Here is a 21,955-nt window from a genome sequence, read left to right as displayed (position 1 = left end):
AAACTGGCATGAAAATACTCGTCACCGGCGCCGCCGGGTTCATCGGCTTCCACCTGGCCAACCGCCTCGCTCGCGATGGTCACGAGGTCGTCGCGCTGGACAATCTCAACGACTACTACGCCGTCTCGCTCAAGCAGGCGCGCGTGGACCGGTTAACGGGCGTCCCCTTTCACCATCTGGATATCGCGGATCTGGCATCGCTGGATGCGCTTTTCGCGCGCGAGGGCTTCACCCACGTCGTCAATCTGGCAGCGCAGGCCGGCGTGCGTCATTCCGTCGACCATCCCCACGAGTACGGCCGCAGCAACCTGACGGGGTTTCTCAACGTGCTCGATGTCTGCAAGCGCCACGGGATCGAGCATCTGCTCTACGCTTCCTCCAGTTCGGTCTATGGTCGCCAGAAGACGCTGCCATTTCGGGAAACGGACCCCGTGGATCAGCCGGCCTCGATCTACGCCGCGACCAAGCGCGCCAACGAGATGATGGCCTACAGCTACGCCGACCTGCACCAGTTGCCGGCCACCGGCATGCGCTTCTTCACCGTCTACGGCCCGTGGGGGCGACCGGACATGGCGCCCTGCCTGTTTGCCGCCAGCCTGCTGCGCGGCGAGCCGATCGCGATCTTCAACCACGGCCGCATGGCGAGAGACTTCACTTATATCGACGATGTGGTCGAGTGCATCGTGCGGCTGCTGCCCCACGCGCCCGGCCCCGGCCCGGATCGTTCGGCACCCCACGAAATCTACAACCTGGGCCGCGGCAAGCCGATCGCCCTGCTCGACTTCGTCGACACGCTGGAAAAGCGCCTGGGCGCCACTGCCACCCGACACTTCAAGCAGATGCAGCCGGGCGACGTCGAGCGCACCTGGGCAGATACCCGCAAGTTGCGGTCGGTCATCGATTACACGCCTCAGGTCTCTCTCGAGCGGGGCATCGATCGCTTCGTTGCCTGGCTGCTCGACTATCGCGAGCTCATGCTGGAAGCGATGCCCACCTGAGCCGCGTCCCCTCACGCGGTCAACGGTCGTCGAACGGGCCGCATTGGCGTAGCATCTGGCCTCTGACGCCCATTCGACGAGCCCGCGCATGCCCCTGAGCAAGACCCGCACCAGCTTCTACCGCCGCCTCTATGTCGCCCACCTGATCGACACCGGCCTCGCCGCGAGCGTGCCGGCCATCGTCGAGATCAGCGGCATGCCGCGTCGTACCGCCCAGGACACCCTGGCAGCGCTGGGCGAACTCGATATCCGCTGTGAATTCGAACAGTCCGAGGGCGAGCGTCACCAGATCGGGCGCTACGTGATCCGCGACTGGGGGCCGATCTCGCCGGCCTGGCTGGAACGCCACGCCGGCGAGATCGCCGAAGCCCTGGGTTATCCGCTTCCCGGGGCCTGAGTCGGGCTCTCTCTTCGCACCGCCCGGAAAAGGCAATCGATACCGTTTGGAGCTCCCCATGAGTGATCGCCAGCAGCGTCACCAGCAAGCCATGCAGAAACTCAAATCCCACGTCGACGAAAAGATCGCCGCCGCCACCGAGCAGCGTGGCCTGCTGCTGGTCTTCACCGGCAACGGCAAGGGCAAGACCACGGCGGCGTGGGGCACCGTCACCCGCGCGCTGGGTTACGGCTACCGTGTCGGCGTGATCCAGTTCATCAAGGGATTGTGGGAGTGCGGCGAGCGCGACCGGCTGATCGACGATCCCAGTCTCGAGGTCCACGTGATGGCCACGGGCTTCACCTGGGAGACCCAGAACCGCGACAGCGACACCGCGGCCTGTCTAGAAGTGTGGCGGGAAGCCGAACGGATGCTCGCCGATCCCGACGTCTATCTGGTGGTGCTCGACGAGCTCACCTACATGCTCAAGTTCGGCTATCTGGAGTTCGAAACGGTCAGGCGCGCCATCGCCAACCGTCCGCCGGAGCAGAGCGTCATCGTCACCGGGCGCAATGCGCACCGCGAGCTGGTCGAGATGGCGGATACCGTCACCGAGATGCAAGAGACCCGGCACGCCTTCAATGCGGGAATTCAAGCGCGTCGCGGCATCGACTACTAAAGCCACGAGTCATGAGCCACGAGCTGCGAGCTGCGAGCTAAGAGCTAAGAGCTAAGAGCTAAGAGCTAAGAGCTGCGGGCCAAGAGCTAAGGACCAAGGGCCACGAGCTATGAAACGCGGCCAATAGTTCCGTTTCGGCTATCGACTCGTCGGCTAGCGGCTCGCCTCAGCAAGTGCTCGACATACCTCGCGCACGCCTTCGATCATGCGCGGCCCGGGGCGGCTGATGGCGTCCGGTTCCAGTGTGTAGAGCGCGCCGTCGCGTACCGCCGGCAGCTCGTCGTGGCTGGCCCAGAAGGCCTGCCAGCCATCGTCGTTGCCCGCTGCCAGAATCACCTGCGGCTGCGCCTCGATCAGCGATTCCCAGCCGATCTGCGGGACCAGCACCGGAGCGTCGTCGAACAGTGGCACTCCACCGCAATGACGAATGACCTGAGTCACGATCTGGCCGCCCGCCAGCGTGGTCAGCGGAGACTGCCCCAACTGATAGAACACCCGCGGCGGCGGCGAGAGCGGTTGGGCGGTCTCGTCCAGCGCCGCCTCGAAACGCTGCGCGGCGCGCTCCCCTTTCGCGGCGTGTCCGGTGAGCCGGCCGATATCCCGCAGTTCATCCGCGATCTCGCCGAGCCGGCGCGGCTCGCTGCGATAGACGGGAATATCCAGCCGCTCCAACTGCTCGACCAGCGACGCTGGCGTGCCGCTTCCCCAGGCGAGCACGAGATCGGGCCGTTTGGCGACGATCAGTTCGAGCGGAATGCCGCGATAGCTGCCGACACGATCGATCTGCCGCGCCGCCGGCGGGAAATCGCTGCCGTCGATGACGCCGACCAGCTGGCTGCCGGCGCCGATGGCATAGCTCGACTCCACCAGATGCGGCGCCAGCGCGATGATGCGCTCGGCCGGCTGCGCCAGTGTCACGGTATGACCGCTGGCGTCCTCGACGCTGATGGTCTCGGCGTCACCGGCCGCGACGCTGGCGAGCGGCCAGCCGGCCAGCGCCAGCAGGACCGCCAGCAACGAACCTGGCGACCGACGACCGACGGCGGATCTCGATCGGCTCGGCAATAGGGAAAGACAGCGCATCATCGACTCGGCGGGTTGGGTTAATGGCGCGGGCGAGCATAGCATGGGAACCGAATGGCGCTGCAGGCGTCCATGCAACGTTCGCCTCCGCGCGAACGACGCTTCTCGATACCGGTTTCTCGACAGAGGAAATGCCATGTCTCTCTCCACGCTCAACCACTCACGGGTTGCCGCCCGGCCGTCGAAGCGCCATGGCGCGCTCGGCCGCGCCATCGGCCTGGGTCTGGCCGGCGCGCTGGCGACGCTCACGCTCGCCACGCCGGCACTCGCCGACAAGACACCGCGTCAGATTCAGGTCCAGGCCAACGCGACGATCGATGTCGCGCCGGACCAGGCGACGCTGAATGCCCGGCTGTCGGAGCGAACGCCCGCCCAGGTCCAGGGAGAGGAAACATCGGGCAACAGCGACGCCATCAAGGAAGCGCGGGACCGGCTCGAATCCCGCACCGGCGAGCTGATACGGACGCTGGAAAACGCCGGTGTCGACAGCAAGCAGATCCGCGCCGGCTCGCTCAGCGTGCGCCCCGACTATGTGCAGACCGCCAGCCGGGGCGATGACAATGCGCCGCCGAAGGTACGCACCCAGGTCGAACGCTCGGTGTCGTTGACGCTGAACGAGCTCGACCGGCTGCCGCGTGTGCTCGACGCCCTGACCGCCGCCGGTGTCGATTCCCTCGACGGTGTCAGCTACGGGCTGCAGGACAGCAACGCCGCCGACGACCGAGCGCTCGAGCAGGCCCTCGAGCGGGCGCGCCAGAAGGCCAGGATGATGGCGAAGACGCTGGACGTGGATCTGGGCGACGTCGTCAACATCCAGGAGACCACCGCGCCCCGCTATCAGCCGCAAATGATGATGCGCGCCGCCGAGGCCGACAGCAGCGGCAGCTCGGCCGAGTATCGCAGTGGCGAGATCAGTATCGATGCGGGCGTCAGCGTGATCTGGGAAATCGACGACTGATGTCGTTCGGGCGGGCGCTGAAGCCCGCCCGAAGCCGTTACAAATCCCTTTATCCAGTAATACATTCAAGCAGAGCCAGCTGACTACTGACCGAGTGTTAACCAACCTTTCGCGCGTCATTGCGAGGGAGAACCCTCGCGCTCCCCTTTTTGACGCCACAGACGGCTAAACGGAACTCATGCCCGCCGCATTGCGCGACCGAGCACGATCTCCCCCACCAGCGCCAGGGCGAGAATGGCGGCGATCCAGCGCCAGTCGAACCCGGCCCCCAGGGCGCCGAGCGCGTCCAGGAATACCACCACGATGGCCAGCGGACAGACGTAACGGATCGCGAATCGCCACAGCGCGTGAACCGCCGAAGGCAGCCCCAGCTCCTCCTCGAGGCTCTCCCGCCGCAACACGAATCCGGCCAGTAGCGCGGTTCCCAGCCCGCCCAGCGGCATCAGGAAGCGCGAGGTCAGGAAGTCGAGCCAGTCGAAGAAGTGGCGCCCCGCCAGTTTCCAGTCCGCGCCGACGTTGAACGACAGCATGGCGAGGGTGCTCACCACCCACAACAGGATACCGACGCCCCAGGCTGCCCTGGCGCGCGAAATCCCATGACTTTCGTTCAGCCAGGCGACCGTGGCTTCGATCATCGAGATGGCGGAGGTCAGCGCGGCCACGGTGAGCATCAGGAAGAAGATCGTCTCGATCACGCCACCCAGCGGCATCTGCTGGAACGCCAGCGGCAGGCTCATGAAGATCAGGCCGGGGCCGGAAGCCGGGTCCATGCCGTTGGCGAAGATCACCGGGAAGATCGCCAGCCCGGCCATCAATGCCACCAGCGTATCGCAGATGGCGACCATCAGCGTGGTACGACCGATGGACTGGCCGGCCGGCAGGTAGGCGCCGTAAGTCAGAATGGCGCCGGAGGCCAGCGACAGCGTGAAGAAGGCATGCCCCATCGCGGCCAGTACCGCCTGTCCGGTGAGCTTGCCGGGATCGAAGGCGAACAGGAAATGCACCCCGGCCCCGAAGCTGCCGGAAAAGAACGCATAGACGATCATGATCACCAGCATGATCACCAGCCCCGGCATCATCCAGCGCACGCTGCGTTCGATACCCGCCTGCACGCCCAGTCCCACGATCGCCATCGTCGCCAGCGTGACCAGCGTGCTCCAGAACCCCAGGTTCCAGGGGTTGGCGTTGTTGGCGCCGAAGATCGCCGCCATGCCTTCGACACTATCGGCACTCAGGCCGCCGCTGAGCGACTTCCACAGATAGGAGACCGCCCAGCCGGCGACCACGACATAGAACGACAGGATCATGAAGCCGCACAGCATCGCCATCCAGCCGAGCCCCGACCACAGGCCGCTGCGCCCGGATTCTCTCGCCACCCGGCGGATGGCGTCGATCGGGCTGCCCCGCCCGCGTCGCCCCAGCGCAATCTCGGTCATCATCACCGGCACGCCGATGGCGGCGATGCACAGCAGATAGACCATGACGAACGCCCCGCCGCCATACTCGCCGGTCATGTAGGGGAACTTCCAGATGTTGCCCAGGCCTACCGAAGAGCCGGTCGCCGCCAGGACGAAGCCCCAGCGTCCCAGCCACAGGTTCTTGGGTGATGCGATTGCGGTCATGCTTCCTCGTCGTTCCAGTGGAAGGCCTGATCGAGTCAGGCCCTATCAAGCCCGGATCCGGCGCAAAGAATCGCCCATGGCGGGCAGAAGTATCCCGATGACGGGCGATGCGGCGGGGGATTGTAGCGTCGACGAGACACATGCGCGACCGCCTCATGGTTGGTGGGATGCCGGGGCTTGTGCAAAGCTTGGCACACGACGATGATCCAATCCGTTCGGCGGATGTTTCATTCCAGGCAGAGCTTCGCAAGGAGATTCCGATGTCCCGGCACTTCGCCATTCTGGGGTTGGGCTATTTCGGCAGTACCGTCGCGCGTGAATTGAAACGCCACCAGAACCAGGTGCTGGGCGTCGACTCGGACGACACCCGGGTCGACGCCCTCTCGGACATCCTCGATCATGCCGTGATAGCCGACCTCACCGACGAAAAGGCGCTGGGAGAGCTCTCGCTGGACGCCTATGATGTCGTCGTCATCGCTGTCGACGACGATGTCGAGACCAGCGTGATCTGCACGCTTCACATCAAGGAACTGGGCGCGAAGGAGATCTGGGCCAAGGCGGACTCGGATTCCCACTACAAGCTGCTCAAGCGTCTCGGTGCCGATCGCGTGGTCTATCCGGAATACGATGTCGGTGTGCGGGTGGCGGAGAGTCTCAACTACCATGCCATGGTCGATTTCATTCGACTGGGCGAGCGTCAGTTCATCGTCGAGATCGAGACCACCGAACGCCTGCTCGAAAACGCCACCAATGTTGCCAGTCTCGCGCTCGATCGTGATGCGCTGTCTCTGGTCGCCATCAAACGTGGCCAGGAGGTGCTCCACAATCCTTCCGACGAGACCCCACTGCAGACCGGCGACAGCCTGATCCTGATGGGCGATCTGCAGGCCCTGCGCGAGATCGGCAAGCAAATATGAGTTCCCCGATGCCCACCCTCTCCGATCCCGGTTCGGAGCTGCCCTCGTGAGACGCTGGCAACGCCTGAAGAAGCCTTTTCGCCGCTCGCCTCACGGCGGGGTCATCCGGCTGTCGCCGCCGGAAATCCTGCTGATCGGCTTTGCCCTGCTCTGCGCTCTCGGCGCGCTGCTGCTCTGGCTGCCCGGTAGTGCAACGCGCCCCCTGGCCTGGCACGAAGCGCTGTTCACCGCGACCTCCGCGATCACCGTCACCGGCCTCAGCGTGATCGACACCGGCCAGGACCTGACGTTCGTCGGCCAGCTGGTGATGCTGGTGATGATCCAGATCGGCGGCCTGGGATTCATGACCTTCGCTGCCCTCACGGTCCTGCTGCTGGGAACGCGTCTGCCGTTGAGCCAGCAGAATCTCGTCCGCGAGGCGCTGGGCGAGATCGCCTTCAGCGATATCCGCGATCTGATCAAGCTGGTCGTCGCCTTCGCGTTCCTCACCGAGAGCGTCGGCACGCTGTTGCTGGCGTGGCACTGGGTCCCCGAGTACGGACTGAAGGCAGGCCTGTGGCACAGCCTCTTCCACGCCGTTTCCGCATTCAACAACGCAGGCTTCTCGACCTTTACCGATAGCCTGATTCAGGAAGTGGGCAGCCCACTGGTCAACGGTGCGGTGACGCTGATGTTCATCGTCGGCGGGCTCGGCTTCGTGGTGGTGAGCGATCTTTATCGTCATCGCCGCTGGTCGCGCCTGGCCATGCAGACCAAGGTCGTGCTGCTGGCCACGTTCTGGCTCAACGTGATCGCCACCGCGATGCTGCTCGGGCTGGAGTGGTCCAATCCCGCCACCCTCGGCGGGCTGGGCGATCTCTTCACCAAGGTACAGGCGGCCTGGTTCCAGGCCGTCACGCCGCGCACGGCCGGCTTCAATACCCTGGAGATCGGCTCGCTCACCGATGCTTCCACCCTCCTCGTCATGCTGCTGATGTTCATCGGGGGCGGTTCGAGTTCCACCGCCAGCGGCATCAAGATCACCACATTCGTCGTGCTGCTGCTGACCGCCCGGGCGTTCTACCGCAATACCGAACACCCAACGGCCTTCGGCCGCTCGATGACTCAGGAAACCGTGATCAAGGCGATCACCGTCGCGCTGGCCGGGGTGCTGCTGGTCGTCCTGACGCTGTTCGGCCTCACCATCACCGATGGCGACCATTCGTTCCTCGATCTGGCCTTCGAGACGGTTTCCGCGTTCGGCACCGTGGGGCTGTCCCGCGGCATCACCAGCGACCTCTCGCTGCCCGGGCAATTCCTGCTGGGCCTGACGATGCTGCTGGGTCGTGTCGGGCCGCTCTCGGTAGGCTATTTCCTCGCCACCCGCCAGGCGAAGGGCGTGCGCTACGCCAAGGGCGAAATTCAGATCGGCTAATGAAAGTCAGATCGGCTAATGATGAAACCGGACACTCGAGACCGCGTTCACAGCGCTCGCGTGGCGAGTTGCCAGGCGATCAGCAGCATGATCGCCCCGACCGTGATATCGATGCCCTGCCACCAGCGCGGATTCTGCAGCCGCGGCGACAGCCAGTGAGCCAACCCCACCAGCCCGAAGAACCAGATCAGCGAAGCCAGCGATGCCCCGGCCACGAATCCCGCCGGACTGGACTGCTGGCCGCCAATGATGCCCAGCATCACGACCGTATCCAGATAGACATGCGGGTTGAGCAGCGTCACGCCCAGCGTCGCGATCACCACTGGCTTTGCGCTTGCCAGGCTCACGCCGGTCTCGGGCACATGGTTCATGGCCAACGCGATGGACTCAGGGCGGGCGACGCGCTTGAACGCCACCAGCGCCTGCCATACGAGCCAGGCCACGCCGCCCCATCGCGCCAGCAGCAAGACCACGGCGCTCGAAGTGATCAGCGGCCCGAGCCCCGCCACCCCGGATGCGACCAGCAGCAGATCGCAGACCGCACAGATCCCCGCCACCAGCCAGCCGTGCTCGCGGCGCAGGCCCTGGCGCAGGACGAACGCATTCTGCGCGCCGATGGCCACGATCAAGCTGGCGCCGATCAACAGGCCGTGAAGAAGGGAGTTTCCCACTATCGTGATCTCGAAAAGGCAGGGGTTCGCATCATGCCGCGAAATCGACTATTAATAAAAATGAACATGCTAATGAGGCATTAGAAAATTTGATGCTGGACTACAAACTTCTGGAGGCCTTGGCTGCCATCGTCGATCAGGGCGGATTCGACCGCGGCGCGCAGCAACTCAATCTGACCCAGTCGGCAGTCTCCCAGCGCATCAAGTTGCTGGAGGCGAGGCTGGGCCAACCGGTAGTGGTTCGCACGCCCCGGCTGTTGCCTACGCCGTTGGGCCAGCGGCTGCTGAATCACGCTCAGCAGGTACGCCTGCTGGAGCATGATCTTCTCGACAGGATTCCGGCGCTCGGCGAGGGCAAGCATCGTCTCAGGCTGGCGATCAACGCCGACAGCCTGGCGACCTGGTGGGCGCCGACCCTGGGCGACTTCTGCCATCGACGCGGCGTCCTGCTCGACCTGGTCGTGGACGATCAGGAAGTGGCGCTGCGCCGCATGCGCGACGGCGAGGTGGCCGGCTGCATCTGCGCCACCGCACGTCCGGTACAGGGCGCTCGTGCCCGCGCGCTCGGGTCCATGCGTTATCGGGTCATGGCCAGCCCTAGGTTTGCTGATCGTCATTTCGCCGAGGGCGTGACCCATCAGGCGCTGGAACTGGCGCCCGCCATTCTCTATGGCCCGGACGATCGTCTGCACCAACGCTATCTCGATTTCCATGGTTTCAAGGATCCGTTCCCGCATCACCTGTGTCCGTCGTCGGAAGGCGTGCTGCACATGGTGCTTGCCGGTATCGGCTATGCCTTGATCCCCGAGAGCCAGGGGGCCGATGGATTGGCCCGAGGCGACCTGGTCGACCTCGATCCGCAGCGACCGCTGGACGTGCCGCTGTACTGGCACTTCTGGCGCCATGGCGGTGAACTGCTCGATGCGCTCACGGCCCACCTCGTTTCCGCTGGCGACAATTGGCTGAGAGCCCCGGAAGCGTCGTCGGCTGCCGTTGGCTGAAAACGCCCTCGTCGCACAATGGCGACAGGATTCCTCTTGATAACCAATGACTTGAAGATCAGCAGGCACGGTCTAGAATGAATGGCAAGTCAAATGGACGATGCCACCATGAATGCGGGAAACCACGACACAAGGAGTGAGTGACATGATGCAGACAGCCACCAGAACCCCGGTATGGATGGCCCTGGCCGGACTGCTTACACTAGGCGCCCTTGCCGGCTGCGCCAGCGACAGCAGTTCGATCGAGAAGGACACTACCGATTATGTCGTGACCGGTTTGGGCGATGATCAGGACGAGGCACTGGCCAACGCCAAGGAGCGCGCCCTGGAACAATGCGAGTCTCAGGATCGTGACGAGTTCGTGATCGTCGAACAGGACATGATGGGACCGAAAGACGGCGCCAGCAAGGCGGCCAATGCCAACGACCAGCTCGAAGGCGCGACCGTCGACGAAGACACCGAACTTCAGGCCGCCACGCAAGAAGGAGATGGTTACAAGGCCACCTGGACGATCCGCTGTCGCTGAATTCTGACCCAGTTCCCAACCAGACAAGATCATCGAGCCCCGCCGGTCAAACGACCGCCGGGGCTTTCTACGCTACGCTCGGCGCAGGTTTTCCACGCTCTCGACCTTGTCATCCATGCGCTGCTCCCGATCCGTGCGGGTTCCCATCTTCAGCGTCGTGGTAATTCTCGGCGCGCCCATGGCATGCACCTCCTCGTGGCAGGCCTTGACGACGGCCATCACCTCGTCCCAAGGGCCTTCGATATTGGTGCCGTAAGCATGCATTCGATAATGAAGCCCGGAAGCCTCGATCACGCGCTGGCACTCTGCCACATAGGGCGACACCGAGACGCCGACCCCCAAAGGAACGACACATAGATCAACGATGACGTGCATTTTTCCCTCCTGTGTCGATTTTTCAACTTGATCGACATCAACTATGCATATTTTGGCCTAAGGTTCACTGTGAGTCGTTAGACGAGCCAAAAGAGGCCATCGAACGCCAATCGTCTGGAAAGGCATGACCGAGCCTAGACTATTGCGCCAATAGCGCTAGGCTTATTGACGGTAAAGCCGTTAGCACGCAATGTATCAACGCTGATGAAGTCGTCTAACAATAGGGAACAGGGACAGTGGAGCGTCACGTTTCCAGGCCATGGCTTGACTCTTCGGACTGTTTTCAATCGAGTGGAAAATGACCGAACAAATGCGTCAGCGCGGTCGAACCCGCAAGTCAACGGGTCGTTTTTCGCCGTTCAACCGGAGTGATAGCGCCGGATGGCCAAGGTACGTTACGCGCCCCTTGCTAGGAAAAACCATGACCAGTAATACACCAATCGCCCCAGTCGCACTGCCCGACACTCGCGCTCGTCACACCATCGAGAAAATGCTGGAAGGATCCGGTGTCACCCTCAACGGCGACCAGCCATGGGACATTCGCGTCCACCACCCCGACCTGTTCTCCCGGGTCGTCCGCCAGGGTTCCATCGGCTTCGGCGAAGCCTACATGGACGGCTGGTGGGAGTGCGACCGTATCGACGAAATGATTCACCGACTGCTCCGTCATGGGCTTGGCGGCGTCGCCCATACCACCAAGGAGCGCGTCGTCTACAAGCTGCAGTCGAGCTTCGTGAACCTGCAGAGCAAGGCGCGGGCCTACATCGTCGGCAAGGAGCATTACGATTTCGGTAACGATCTTTTCACCCGCATGCTCGACGAGACCATGTGCTACTCCTGCGGCTACTGGAAGGAAGCCCGGACGCTGCACGAAGCGCAGGTCGCCAAGCTCGATCTGGCCTGCCGCAAGCTTGGTCTCGAACCCGGCATGAAAGTGCTCGATATCGGCTGTGGCTGGGCAAGCTTCGCCGAACACGCGGCCCGCCATTACGGCGTCGAAGTCACCGGCATCACCATCTCCGAAGAACAGGCGAAGCTGGGCCGCGAGCGTTGTGCCGGCCTGCCGGTCGAGATCATTCTCGAAGACTATCGCGAGCTCAGCGGCGAATTCGACCGTATCGTCTCGATCGGTATGTTCGAGCACGTGGGTCAGCGCAACTACGCCACCTACTTCGACACCGTCAAGCGCCTGCTGAAGCCGGGCGGCCTGTTCGTGCTGCATACCATCGGTTCCAATACCAATGAAGTCAGCATCGACCCCTGGATCAACAAGTACATCTTCCCCAACGGCATCCTGCCCTCGGTTCAGCAGATCGCCGATGCCAGCGAAAGCAAGCTGGTCATGGAAGACTGGCAGAATTTCGGCGCCGACTACGACACCACGCTGATGGCCTGGCAGGAGAATCTGCTCGCCCACTGGCACGAGATCGCCGGCAACTACAGCGAACGCGTCAAGCGGATGTTCCTCTACTACCTCGGCTCCTGCGCTGGCGCCTTCCGGGCAAGAGACATCCAGCTGTGGCAGGTGGTTTACTCCAACGACCGGGGTGGACGTTACGACTCGCCGCGCTGAGTTTTTCTCCACCCCCACGACTTCTCCACACTAACAACATCCAGAGTTCGTGAACGGGCTCTGGATGTTTTGCTTTCAGGCGCTATCTCCTCGCAAGTGGCCGGGCCACCGAGAATCCGGAATAGAATCTCCTGCCAATGTGCGGACCGCAGCGTCATCGAGATATTCCTGGTCGAGTCCGCGCGCCGTCTCAGCGGCCAACTGACCCCGCTTTCCGGTAGCCCGAGTCAATGGATGACTGACATCTGCGGACATGGCGTCAATCATGGGCTGATAGAGAGCGGAGAGAACCAGACCTGGCAAAGCGCGTTTCAGGCGCTGATAAATGCGAAAGCCTTCAGGATCCAGATCTCCCCAATAAGCTGGATTAGGTAGTGACAGGAGCTCCGACAAGCCCAAGGTCGACTGATTGTCACCAATCAATCGGACATCATCGGGCCGATCCAACACTTCTGCGAGTGACAGGCCGTAGCCGAAGCTGCAAATCAGCGCCATACGTTGATCAAGACCACAACGGCATGCCTGGTCAAAGCTCTGCGGGTTCTCGATCAACAGGATCGATTCAGGCGCTTCCGGTGCCGCTAGCAGAACACGTACTATTGGCCGCGCAAACTTCTGGGGATCAATACCGAACGTCCGCGCCAGCGGCAACAAACTGCCTAGCAGCTTGCTACTACCCAAGAGATAGCGCGCACTGGCCTGGAAGGCGGTCAGCGCATAAATTCCAGGCACGTCGTTCACCATACAACGGAAACCGTCAGCCAGTCGGCGTTGATCCTCTAGTGACCACTCCCCAAGCGGGCCATCCAGGGCGCGATTCCACGCCCGCCTCTGCTCCTCTGTCAGCGGCAAGACCGGATGTGCAGCCTCCATGGCGTCCTGTAAATCAGCGGCATGATCCTCTGAAAGAGAAACGAAAGGATTCAACCCATTCAGCGGAGATAAAGCAGTCTCGCCACCTCCTTGAGGCAGGCTAATAAAGCCGCAACGGTAAAGTTCAATGAGCGCCTGCCGACCTTCATGCAACGAACGGCAGACATCTCCCCTGAGCAGGCGTTTGCCGAGCGTATCGGCCTTACTTCGGGGCGGCGTCTGCTCTAGGCGCGCTCTCTTGCGCCATGTGGCTTCCATGTTCTCGAGCAGTGCCAGCGCCGTCGGGTTCAGCAGCTGCCGATTACGGTTCATCAACGGATTCCTTTGCCCGGGTCACATGAATCCCGAACAGGCTCGCCTCGCCTTCGCCGCGCCCCGTTTCCTCGGGTGAGACCTGCCGACCTTCCCGCACGATGACGTGACCGCCCTGCCCCTGTTGCCCACCGATCACGCTGCCGACCAGGTAGGTGGGGAAGATGCTGGGGTCATTCTCGTAGTTGGGGTTGTGGATCAGCCCGATCATCTGGAAGCGTCCGCGGGTATTGCGCAGCGACTCCAGCGAGTCCTGGATCAGGCGCCGATGCGAGAGCTTGGAGAACAGGCCGTCGAGCAGGATGACGCTCTCGCGGCTGGCGCGGGCACGACGCTTGTGGCTACCCGGCAGTTCGCGCAGCTCCCGTTCGATGGCGAACTCGGAGAGCTTCACCAGCCACATCAGCGAAACGGCCTCGCGCTGGCCTTCCGACATATCCTCGTTGAGCGAGAACAGGCGGCCGTGTGGACGAATGGCGTCGTGCTTGATGCGAATGGTGACGTCGCGGAACAGGCCGCGATAGATGCGCCGGCGAATCTGGCGGGTCAGATCGTCGTCGCGACCGCCCCTGGCCTGTGTGCCGTCACCCGCCTGCTCGAGCCGGCGGCGCTGCACCGCGAGATGGGCATCGATGTCGGCCAGCAACTGGTGGATCAGCTCACGCACCGACTCGTCGGCGATCAGATCCGCCTTGACCTCGAAGTAGGCACCGCCATCGGGGGAGCGGCGAGCCACCCGCCGCAGGATCTCCAGGTTGCCGGCGGCGTCGATGATGATCGAGCTGAGACGCTCGACCAGCGTATCCTCGATCTGCTCGCGGGAGGCATGCAGCCGCGTCACCCGGCTGCGATGCTCGTTGAGCTGGCCTTCGAGCTGGCGATGGAGGCCGCGCAGCGACTCCAGCGCTTCCGGCGTGACGCCTTCCAGCGTCCCCAGCCGGGCGCGTTCGGACTCGTTGAACAGCCGGCTGGCGCTGGCCGCTTCCAGCGACGACGCCAGCGCCTTTTCCCTGGCCGCCACGTCCCGCGCCTGGCGTTCGCGGTTGCGCGCCCGTTCGCCCAGATTGAGACTGCCGAGCCCTTCGAGCAGCGTCTGCTGGCAGGTTTCGAGCGCTTCCAGCTCGAACGGCTGAACGCTCGCATCTGCGCCGGAATCTTCACCAGAACTTTCACCAGCCCCTTCGCTGAAAGCATCGAGCGGTGCGACCTGCCAGCGCCGCCATTCGGCCATGGCGGCGTCGAGACGCTCGGCCTCGGCGTGATCGGACGGCCAGCCGGCGTTGGCGTCGGCTAGTGCGCGCTCGGACCAGCCTTCCGGCAGCTGCCGCAGCACTTCGAGCCAAGCCACCGCCAACTGATCGGTCACGTTGAGTGCCTGCTGGTGGCGAGCGAGGCGCGAGTCGATCTCGCTCTGTTCGCGGGTATTGCGCTTGCGCTTGTCGCGCGTATCGTTGAGCGACTGTTTCACTCGGCCGATATCCCGCTCGAGGGTGCGATTGCCGCCTTTTTCGTCACGTACCTGAAGGAAGGCGCGAATGCGGGCGAAATCGAAATCGGCACGCCGGCTGGCCTGAGCCAGTGCCGCGGTCAGCTCCGCTTCCCGCGCTTCGGCCTGATCCATGAATGCCGGGCCGCCCTCGGCAACGAACCGATCCAGACGACGCAGACGCTCGCGCTCGCCGTCGGCGAACAGCCCGCTCAGTTGCTCGCGGCATTGGCTGCGCCGCTCGTCGAGCTCCTCGCTGCGCAGCGTCAGCTCGGCGACGCGCTCGTCCAGCTCGGCGATCTCTTCGGTCAACGCCTCCAGGCTGGCATCGATTTCGCGCAGACGCTCGACCCCGCCGGCCTCGGCGAAGCGTTCCGCCGCCAGCCAGTTGCTGCCATGCGTCTCGAGCTCGCGGGCCGCCTGTTCACGCTGCGGCTGCAGCGTTTCGAGCCTTTCCACGGCCAGTTCGCGCGCCTCGCGGGCCTCGTCCAGCGCCCGCTCGCCGCCCTCTTCCAGATATCGCTGGTAATCATCGATCGATTTCAGCGCCGCTTCGCTCAGCCGAGGCGTCAGTGCCTCCTGCTCCGCTTCTGTCTCCATGCGCTGCGTTTCCAGCGCGGCCAGGCGCAACTCGGCCTCTTGCTCCAGCGCTTCCGCCGCCTGCAGGGCCAGACGGAAACGCTCGCCGTGAGGATCGAGTCGGGATATCTCTTCCGTCAGCGCCTGCTGGCGTTGCCGATCGATCTCGAGCCGCTGCTGGGTCTCTTCACGCAGCGCCGTGAGAAAGGCCGGGTCCAGCGCCGCCTTCACCGCCAGCGTCTCGACGCCCTGTACCGCCCCCAGCGGCAGCTCGCCCCGCTCCAGAAGCGCCAGCAGGCGTCCGGTTTCCAGCACCGGCACGCCGCAGCCGGCATCGATCAGGCACTGGGAGGCTTGCCGCGCCGCATCGATGCCCTCGACTACCGGCGCGAACAACTGGCCGGCGGCCTGCGCCAGCCACTCGCGACACCGTTCGTCGTCGGCGTCGCCGCCGGAGAGCACCTCGTGCAGCGCGCGGAAGCCGATCTCGCGGGCCTCCAGCAGTTGATGCGCCTGGGCTTCCGCCGCCTGTCGCGCCAGCGGATCGCCGCTGAGGCTCTCCAAATAGCGCTCGCGGGCCTCGATCGTCTCGGCCAGCGTCTCGGCCTCGCGCAGCAGACGTGGATAACGCGCCTTGGCATCCTTCAGCCAGGCCTGGGGAGCGGCGTCACCGCCGAGTTCACGGAACTGGCGATAGGCTTGATCCAGCGCCGCGAACTGGGCGGACTCCTGTGCGATGCGATGCAGCTGGTCCTGACACTCGCGGGACTGGCGATAGAGCGTATCGCGCAGATGTACCGGCGAGGCGTCGCCATGCCAGTGCCGGTAGCGCTCGCTGGAATCCGCCAGCGGCGTCAGCCGATCCAGCCGCGCGGCAGCATCGTCGCTCTCCCGCCGCGCCTGGGCCAGCGTCTGTTCGAGTTCCGCCAGCACGTTCTTGCGCTCGCTCCAGAAGCCGATCGCGGAGGCATCCGGCCAGCCTTCTACGAACGTCTGCCAGGCTTCGCGGCCGGCCTGCAGCGGCCCCAGTTCGCCTTCCAGGCGCTGGCGCTGCTCGCGGCGGGCCTGCAGGGTTTCCCGCAGCGAATTGCGCTGCTCGTCGAGCGCGGTCCACTCGTCGTTCCACTCGGCGAGCTGGGCTTCCAGCGTCTCCTGCCGCTCGGTCTTCAGCGCCAGCAGCTCGCCCGGGTTCGTGTCGGGATGTTCGCGAACGAATGCCTCGTGCCACTGCGCCGGCTGCTTGAGTTCGCCCAGCCGGCCGAGATGATCGGCGTGCGCCTTGCGCGCTTCGGCGAGCGCCGACTGTGCCTCTTCACGCGTGGTCTCAGGTGATTCGAGCTCGGCCTCGCTGAAGAGACCCTCGGCCAGCGCCTGGGTATAGACGCTCTGATTGTCGATGAAGTCGCGCTGGCGCGATTCGAGCTGTTCGCGCTCCTGCTCCAGCCGCTCCATCTCCTCGTCGAGCTGTTCGGCATCGAGACGCAGCGACCGACGATACTCGCGGTCGGCGATCACCTCCTCCCGGAAGCGGTTGCCGTCCAGCCCTTCGAACGCTTCGGCGGCATCCTCGAGCAAGCCGAGCGCCCGATAGCGCGCGGCGTCGTCGTTGAAGGCATGGCTGTCGGCGAGCCAGGCACGCGCCTGATCGAACGCGACATGACCGATATCGCGCCCGCCGATCCAGCCGGCCGTCGGCAGATGAACGAGCCGGCGATGGGTGTCGACCCGCGCCCCGCGTTCGGAAAGCGCCTGACGCACGCTGCGCTCCGCCTGGTGCGAGAGCTTCGCCAGCAGCCAGGTGGAAACCCGCGGCCGCTCGGTATCGCCGATCGCCCAGGCGAGGCCTGCCACGGCCTCGGTGATCTCCTTGTTCGTTTCGTCGTGGTCATTGTCGTTGCGAACATTGTTGTCGCGACCATTATCATCGCGGTTAGCGCCACGACCCGGCAGGCCGGGCAGCGGCGCCAGCGCCTGGCTCCCCAGCAGACGCTCGGCCTCCAGTAGTGCCGCATCCTGCATGACGAGCTGGCTGCGCGCTTCGAGCAGCGCCTCGCCCTCCTGGTCGAGCGATGCCAACCGTTCGACCTTCTCGTCGGCGCGCTGCTGATCGCTCTCGGCTTCGGCGAGGCGATGGCGCAGCTCGGTGATGCGCGTCCCCGAGTGCAGGATGACGTCTTCGATCAGCTCTTCTTCTTCATCGGTCTCGCCGCGGGTGGCGCCGGAGAGAATCTGCGGTGCCAGCACTTCGTAAAAGAATGCCTGATCGGCCTTCTCGCCGGCACGCGGCTTGATCGCGTTGAAGATCTGACTCTTGTCGGCGCCGCCCTCCTTCTGGAACGCCGCCAGCTGCGCCAGCTCGCGCCGGGAGATGTGCGCGCCCACCGCTTCCAGCCACTCTTCGCGGTTGTGGGCTCGTGTGGCGCCATGATTGCGCAGCATGCTCTGGAAATCGGCATTGGCGTAGAGCGCCAGCTTGCCGTCGCGGGTAATGTGATGCACCGGCACGTCGGCCAGCTTGCCCGGGTAGTGATAGAACGTAAGCCCGCTGCCATCGCTGTAGCCGTACATGCCGAAGACGAAGGTCTCGCCGGCGACCTCTTCTCCGGCCGCCGCGAGCATGTCTTCCTGCTGGGCATCACCCCCCTGGGCGCGGAATTCGACGCGCAGGTGGGTCCAGCTGCGACCCTCTCCGTTGACCTTCGACGGCGAGCACTTGCGCCGGGTGCGCGTCAGCAACTGCCGATCCCGCGAGAGCATGCCGATCAGCGCTTCGGCCATGGTGGTCTTGCCGAAGCCGTTCTCCATGCTCACCGCGCTCGACTGACCGCGCAGGTCGAGCAGCAGGTGGCGCATCTTGGCTTCCCAGGGCGAGGCGATATCACCGTGCTTGTTGAGAAGGTTGGCGATTTCGATACGGTTGATGACGCTCACCGGCGATTCTCCCCAGGCTCGTCCATGAATTGGCTCGTGGCATCGGATGTCGATTCCCCGGCCGACTCGTCGGCATCGGTGTCGGCTCGATCCGTCTCGAACAGGTCGGCTTCCGAGTGCGCCTCGTTCTCGGCCGGCATGGCCGTTTCGAGGATCTCCTCGTCGACTTCCGTGCCGTCCGGCGCTTCGTCCTCGACGTCGGCCCGAGGCATCGAAGCGGCGTCCTCCTGGGCCGAGGTCAGCTCTATCAGATGCGTCAGGTGGTGCACGCCGATCTGTTCGGCTTCCAGCGCCCCGAGCAGCGTCTGCTGCCAGACATCCTCGTCGCCGGCCTCGCGCACCATATCGAGATGGCCGGCACGGGCCAGCAGATCGATGAAGGCCTTCACCCGCCGGGGAATGTCCTCACCCCGCTCGTCGAGCAGGACGCGACTGTTCTCCGGCGCGCGATCTCCCAGCCCCCGCAGCGTCTCGAGTTGATCGCGAACCAGTTCCACCAGCTCGCGGGGCGTGAAGGTCGCCTCCTGGTAGCGGCTGACGTCGGACAGCGCGCGGTTCAGGCGGGTATAGATCAGCGTATGCAGCAGAAGCCACAGCTGCAGGTACCACAGCGCCAGCTCGGTGCGGCTCTCCTGGCGCAGCTTGAGTGCCTCGAACACCGGCTCGCGGGTGTAGAGCGGCGGCTGCTCGAGCTCCGGATCGGGCAATAGCGCGAAGAAACGCGAGCCCGGTGCGATACCGGGATAGTCGCCGGACTCGAACGCCTTGAGACGCAGCCCCTGCCCGGCGAGAAAGTCCCGCAGCGCCTCGCGCTCGTTCTCCTGGGCGTCGTCGATCAGCGCGCAGACATCGCGCTCGGAGAGCTGGCCTTCGCGTGCCGCACGGCGCTTGCGGCCGCCGCTGGGCACGCGTTCGGCAGTGCGGTAGCGCAACAGATACGCGACGACTTCGCCCATTTCCATCATGTTCATTTGTCAGACTTCCTGTTCTTCTGTCGTCGTCTCGAGCAGACGCAGCGAGGGCGTGACGGCGCCTTCGATGCGCCGACCGTCGGGGAGATCGATCGAAAAGGGGGTCTCGTCGATCCCGACGCTGAGCCGGGTATCGAGCAGTTGGGTATCGACGAAGGTGTTGAGCAGTTGCGGCAGGCAATCCAGGGTTTCGGCGTTGGCCGAATCCGCCCCGACCTCGAAGTGGTGCCAGCCTTCGCTGAGCGCGTCGGGCAGCGACAGCGGCGCCTGACGCAGACGCTGGCGCAGCGCCGGGCCACGGGCCTTGAGGTAGCGCGCCAGCAGCGGATCGGCGCTGGGCTTGTCACGCGTCTCGTCGAAGACCAGCGCCGCCCCGCTGCGCTCGGCGCGGCGGGTTTCGACCAGCGGCAGCAGCGTTTCGACGCGAGGCATCACCACTTCCGTTCCCAGCGGCATCATCCGCGCGACGACCGCTTCCTGCAGGCGCCGGGGCGGCGGCGAGACCAGCAATCGGTGCGCCAGCCCGGCGAAATCGATCACGCCCATGGACTGGATCCGGCCCTCGGCGATGTCCGACAACAGTTCGGAAAGCCGCCGCGACAGGTTTTCGATGGCATTCAGCACACGGCCGATGGCGCCGGAAAGCATCCGCAGGTCCCACTCCTCTTCCTGGCGCTCGGCCCAGCTGTCGAACTGGGCGATCAGGGCGGGCGTGGCGAGCTGCGCGCGGGCGCTGAGCAAGGTGCTCTGAATCGTGCTCAGGGCGTTGTGATAGTGGCGCTCGTTGTCCATCAGGGCGGCGAGCTTGCCTTCATGAGTGGGGTTCTCGCGCACCCGCCGCAGCTCCTGGGTCAGCGCGCGAATCGCCATCAGGATCTGCTGAGTGATGTCGGGTACGCGGGCGTAGTCCCCGCGGGAGAGCGCGGCGACGACCTTGGCGGCATCGTACTCGGAGTAGAGCAGGTCTTCGATCTGGCTCGCCAGGGTGACCGCCTGGCGGCCGCTGGGCGTCAGCCTGACCTGGCCGGTCTGGCCCTGCTTCTCGATCAGCGCGGTGCGCTTGGTGCTGCGGCCGCCGCGCATGCCCGGCGCTGCGTCGTCGTCATCGGATTCCTCCCTGTCGTCGCGGCTCGCCTGCCATTCGCGATAGTGAATCTCGCTGGGCGTCGCCAGCAGGTTGATGACGAAACTCAGGTCATCGGCGGGCAGGTCGGGATAATCCCCGCGCAGGTGGGCCAGACAGCGGCGTTGGGTGACGAAGGCGCTGTTGGTGGCGAAATCCACCTCCAGCAGATAGTCCAGCAGCAGGCAGCCCAGGTCGAGCCAGTAGCCGTCGCGCAGGCCGCGGCGCTGCTCCTGCGTCACCTGCACGAAAGGCGAGCCCGGCTCGTGGGCGCTGTCATGTAGATCCAGCAGCCGCGTCGTCGCGACCAGCAGCTTGTTCCAGGCGGTCATGTCGACTCCAGACGGGGAACAACGAGGGAAAGCGCCGCATTATGCCAAGGTTGGTCTGCCGGGTCATGGCGATCCGGGTAACGATACCGTCATTGAATGCTATGGTAAGGAACGCCCTTTATTTATTTACGCGTCATCGGGAGAATTTCATGAATTACCGTCGTCTCGGCCGTACCGGCCTCAAGGTTTCCCCGCTGTGCCTCGGCACCATGACCTACGGCACGCCGCAGTGGCGGGACTGGGTGCTGGACGATGCCCAGAGCCGCCCTTTCATCCAGCAGGCGCTGGATGCCGGCATCAATTTCTTCGATACCGCCGACATGTACTCCGACGGCGAATCGGAGCGCGTCGTGGGCAAGGCGCTCAGGGATTTCGCGCGCCGGGAGGAGGTCGTGCTGGCGACCAAGGTCTACAACCCCACCGGCAACAAGTCCCCCAACGAGCGCGGGCTGTCGCGCAAGCACATTCACCACGCCATCGATGCCTCGCTCGAGCGCCTGGGGATGGATTACGTCGATCTCTACCAGACCCATCGCTGGGATTACGACACGCCGATCGAAGAGACCATGGAAGCGCTCCACGAGGTCGTCAAGGCGGGCAAGGCGCGCTATATCGGCGCTTCCAGCATGCATGCCTGGCAGTTCGCCAAGGCCCAGCATGTCGCCGAACGCAACGGCTGGACGAAATTCGCGACCATGCAGCCGATGGTCAATCTGATCTATCGCGAGGAAGAGCGCGAGATGATCCCGCAGTGTCTGGATCAGGGCGTGGGCGTCATTCCCTGGAGCCCGCTGGCCCGCGGCATTCTCGCCGGCAGCAAGCCGGTGGGCAGCGAAGGCAGTACCACGCGTGCCAAGAGCGACGAGCAGATGCGCAACTGGAAGCTGGGGCTCGAGCGGGACGCGCCTGTGATCGAAGCGCTGCAACAGGTCGCCCAGTCACGCAACGTCTCTCCCGCCCAGATCGCGCTGGCCTGGGTGCTGCAGAAGCCGGGCATCACCGCGCCGATCATCGGCGCCAGCAAATCGCATCATCTGGACCAGGCGCTGGGCGCGCTGGAGATCACGCTGACGGCGGATGAAATCGAAGCGCTGGAAGCCCCCTACGTGCCGCACGAGGTGGTGGGCTTCGAATAGTCGTGGGCTTCCAGCAAAC

The 21,955-nt window shown here is 64.5% G+C and carries 18 protein-coding genes; 10 read left to right on the top strand and 8 right to left on the bottom strand.

Going from position 1 to position 21,955, the window contains the following annotated elements; all coding sequences use genetic code 11:
- Positions 1–8: 8 nt before the first annotated feature.
- The 3 genes from DOM32_RS11310 (at position 9) to cobO (ending at position 2,053) form a co-directional block, all read left to right on the top strand.
- Positions 9–998 carry an SDR family NAD(P)-dependent oxidoreductase gene (locus DOM32_RS11310; protein ID WP_071232173.1) on the top strand — a complete coding sequence of 330 codons (990 nt, stop codon included), beginning with the start codon at positions 9–11 and terminating at the stop codon, positions 996–998.
- An 88-nt stretch (positions 999–1,086) separates the two neighbouring features.
- Positions 1,087–1,395, top strand: a complete 309-nt coding sequence (locus DOM32_RS11305; RefSeq protein ID WP_110634533.1) for a winged helix-turn-helix domain-containing protein — start codon at positions 1,087–1,089, stop codon at positions 1,393–1,395.
- Positions 1,396–1,453: 58 nt separating this feature from the next.
- Positions 1,454–2,053: a cob(I)yrinic acid a,c-diamide adenosyltransferase gene (gene cobO, locus DOM32_RS11300; protein ID WP_071232171.1), complete on the top strand. Its 600-nt coding sequence runs from the start codon at positions 1,454–1,456 to the stop codon at positions 2,051–2,053.
- A gap of 153 nt (positions 2,054–2,206) precedes the next feature.
- Here cobO and DOM32_RS11295 read toward each other — a convergent pair whose 3' ends face one another.
- Positions 2,207–3,136 carry a cobalamin-binding protein gene (locus DOM32_RS11295; protein WP_157957071.1) on the bottom strand — a complete coding sequence of 310 codons (930 nt, stop codon included), beginning with the start codon at positions 3,134–3,136 and terminating at the stop codon, positions 2,207–2,209.
- A gap of 136 nt (positions 3,137–3,272) precedes the next feature.
- Here DOM32_RS11295 and DOM32_RS11290 point away from each other — a divergent pair, with 136 nt between their 5' ends.
- Entirely contained in the window at positions 3,273–4,094 is an 822-nt protein-coding gene (locus DOM32_RS11290; protein WP_110634530.1) for an SIMPL domain-containing protein, read from the top strand.
- Between the two features lie 176 nt (positions 4,095–4,270).
- On the opposite strand, the gene DOM32_RS11285 is transcribed toward DOM32_RS11290, so the two are convergent.
- Complete coding sequence (locus DOM32_RS11285; RefSeq protein ID WP_071232169.1) at positions 4,271–5,716, bottom strand: sodium-dependent transporter; 1,446 nt, start codon at positions 5,714–5,716, stop codon at positions 4,271–4,273.
- A gap of 260 nt (positions 5,717–5,976) precedes the next feature.
- Between DOM32_RS11285 and DOM32_RS11280 the strand changes: the two genes are divergently transcribed.
- Both DOM32_RS11280 and DOM32_RS11275 read left to right on the top strand, forming a co-directional pair.
- The gene (locus tag DOM32_RS11280) at positions 5,977–6,633 is read left to right on the top strand and encodes a potassium channel family protein (protein ID WP_157957070.1); all 657 of its coding nucleotides are present in this window, start codon (positions 5,977–5,979) and stop codon (positions 6,631–6,633) included.
- Positions 6,634–6,679: 46 nt separating this feature from the next.
- Positions 6,680–8,047, top strand: coding sequence for a TrkH family potassium uptake protein (locus tag DOM32_RS11275; protein ID WP_110634524.1), 1,368 nt, complete (start codon positions 6,680–6,682; stop codon positions 8,045–8,047).
- Positions 8,048–8,094: 47 nt separating this feature from the next.
- Here the strand turns inward: DOM32_RS11275 and DOM32_RS11270 are convergent, their stop codons facing one another.
- Positions 8,095–8,718 (bottom strand): LysE/ArgO family amino acid transporter, encoded by a 624-nt coding sequence (locus DOM32_RS11270; RefSeq protein ID WP_110634521.1) that lies wholly within the window; start codon positions 8,716–8,718, stop codon positions 8,095–8,097.
- 92 nt (positions 8,719–8,810) lie between these two features.
- Between DOM32_RS11270 and DOM32_RS11265 the strand changes: the two genes are divergently transcribed.
- Both DOM32_RS11265 and DOM32_RS11260 read left to right on the top strand, forming a co-directional pair.
- Positions 8,811–9,719, top strand: a complete 909-nt coding sequence (locus DOM32_RS11265) for a LysR family transcriptional regulator ArgP (protein ID WP_071232165.1) — start codon at positions 8,811–8,813, stop codon at positions 9,717–9,719.
- A gap of 145 nt (positions 9,720–9,864) precedes the next feature.
- Positions 9,865–10,245: a hypothetical protein gene (locus tag DOM32_RS11260; RefSeq protein WP_087718990.1), complete on the top strand. Its 381-nt coding sequence runs from the start codon at positions 9,865–9,867 to the stop codon at positions 10,243–10,245.
- A gap of 72 nt (positions 10,246–10,317) precedes the next feature.
- Here the strand turns inward: DOM32_RS11260 and DOM32_RS11255 are convergent, their stop codons facing one another.
- On the bottom strand, positions 10,318–10,620 hold the full coding sequence (locus DOM32_RS11255; RefSeq protein WP_110634517.1) for an MTH1187 family thiamine-binding protein: 303 nt from the start codon (positions 10,618–10,620) through the stop codon (positions 10,318–10,320).
- A gap of 421 nt (positions 10,621–11,041) precedes the next feature.
- Between DOM32_RS11255 and cfa the strand changes: the two genes are divergently transcribed.
- Complete coding sequence (gene cfa, locus DOM32_RS11250) at positions 11,042–12,193, top strand: cyclopropane fatty acyl phospholipid synthase (RefSeq protein WP_110634513.1); 1,152 nt, start codon at positions 11,042–11,044, stop codon at positions 12,191–12,193.
- A 75-nt stretch (positions 12,194–12,268) separates the two neighbouring features.
- Here the strand turns inward: cfa and DOM32_RS11245 are convergent, their stop codons facing one another.
- Genes DOM32_RS11245 through DOM32_RS11230 form a run of 4 tightly spaced genes read right to left on the bottom strand, consistent with a single transcriptional unit; the run spans position 12,269 to position 20,800 of the window.
- Entirely contained in the window at positions 12,269–13,378 is a 1,110-nt protein-coding gene (locus DOM32_RS11245; protein ID WP_110634509.1) for a Wadjet anti-phage system protein JetD domain-containing protein, read from the bottom strand.
- The gene (locus DOM32_RS11240) at positions 13,368–18,374 is read right to left on the bottom strand and encodes a coiled-coil domain-containing protein (RefSeq protein WP_110634507.1); all 5,007 of its coding nucleotides are present in this window, start codon (positions 18,372–18,374) and stop codon (positions 13,368–13,370) included. The genes DOM32_RS11245 and DOM32_RS11240 overlap by 11 nt, the downstream gene beginning before the upstream one ends.
- The gene (locus DOM32_RS11235; protein WP_244179900.1) at positions 18,371–19,345 is read right to left on the bottom strand and encodes a hypothetical protein; all 975 of its coding nucleotides are present in this window, start codon (positions 19,343–19,345) and stop codon (positions 18,371–18,373) included. The genes DOM32_RS11240 and DOM32_RS11235 overlap by 4 nt, the downstream gene beginning before the upstream one ends.
- Positions 19,346–19,348: 3 nt before the next feature.
- Positions 19,349–20,800 (bottom strand): hypothetical protein, encoded by a 1,452-nt coding sequence (locus DOM32_RS11230; protein WP_071232160.1) that lies wholly within the window; start codon positions 20,798–20,800, stop codon positions 19,349–19,351.
- A 149-nt stretch (positions 20,801–20,949) separates the two neighbouring features.
- Here DOM32_RS11230 and DOM32_RS11225 point away from each other — a divergent pair, with 149 nt between their 5' ends.
- On the top strand, positions 20,950–21,936 hold the full coding sequence (locus tag DOM32_RS11225; RefSeq protein ID WP_110634504.1) for an aldo/keto reductase: 987 nt from the start codon (positions 20,950–20,952) through the stop codon (positions 21,934–21,936).
- Positions 21,937–21,955: the final 19 nt, after the last annotated feature.

Source organism: Salinicola salarius, assembly GCF_003206135.1.
GTDB classification, from domain to species: domain Bacteria; phylum Pseudomonadota; class Gammaproteobacteria; order Pseudomonadales; family Halomonadaceae; genus Salinicola; species Salinicola salarius.
This window is presented reverse-complemented; position numbering and strand designations above follow the sequence as displayed.